This window comes from Micromonospora sp. ATLC16 (assembly GCF_057196645.1).
This window is the reverse complement of record NZ_JBXUOW010000179.1, coordinates 1-665: the sequence shown is the minus strand read 5'-3', so window position 1 is coordinate 665 and position 665 is coordinate 1. Positions and strand designations below refer to the sequence as shown.

Genomic DNA, 665 nt, shown 5'->3' with positions numbered 1-665 from the left:
ATACAGATCTTGAATGGCCAGGTTCGTCCACTGTGGGTCGGCGTGTCGGCGTGATCTTCGTTGGTGATCGTTGTAGGCCGGGGTGATGAGGTATCCCGATGGAGGTGGGTTGTCCGCGCGGGGGCGGGCGAAGCGTGAGGCGGTACGGCGGCAGGCTGCCGGGTGGTTCGCCCAGGATGTGTCGGTGCCGGAGATCGCGCGCAGGCTGCGGGTGTCGCAGACCGCGGTGTACGGCTGGCGCAAGCGGTGGCAGGCCGGCGGTGAGCAGGCCCTGGCGTCGAAGGGGCCTGGTGGGTCTCGGTGTCGCCTGGATGAGGGCCGGCTGCGGCGCCTGGCCGATGCCCTGGAGCAGGGGCCGGCGGCGCACGGCTTCGGTAGTGATCAGCGGTGGACCCTGGCCCGGGTGTCAGACCTGATCGCCCGGATGTTCCGCACCCGGTACACGCTGCGCGGCACGGCGAACATCATGTACCGGCTCGGCTGGTCGGTGCAGGTGCCCAAGCACCGTGCGGTCGAGCGGGACGAAGCCGCGATCACCACGTGGCGGCGGGAGACGTGGCCGGCGGGAAAACGGTAGCGGCGCAGCGGCAGGCGTGGCTGGTCTTCGAAGACGAGGCCGGTCAGACGCTGCGCCCACCGAAGGCACGCACCTGGGGACGACGCGG

Annotated in this window: 1 protein-coding gene; it reads left to right on the top strand. The window is 70.5% G+C overall.

All coding sequences use genetic code 11. The features are described 5' to 3' along the window. Positions 1 to 85: 85 nt before the first annotated feature. Entirely contained in the window at positions 86 to 577 is a 492-nt protein-coding gene (locus AC2CHE_RS26950) for a winged helix-turn-helix domain-containing protein (protein ID WP_484507625.1), read from the top strand. Positions 578 to 665 lie beyond the last annotated feature (88 nt).

Bases quoted from the DNA above. Each gene is read 5' to 3' on its own strand.
- AC2CHE_RS26950 (WP_484507625.1), top strand. From the start codon at position 86: ATGAGGTATCCCGATGGAGGTGGGTTGTCCGCGCGGGGGCGGGCGAAG.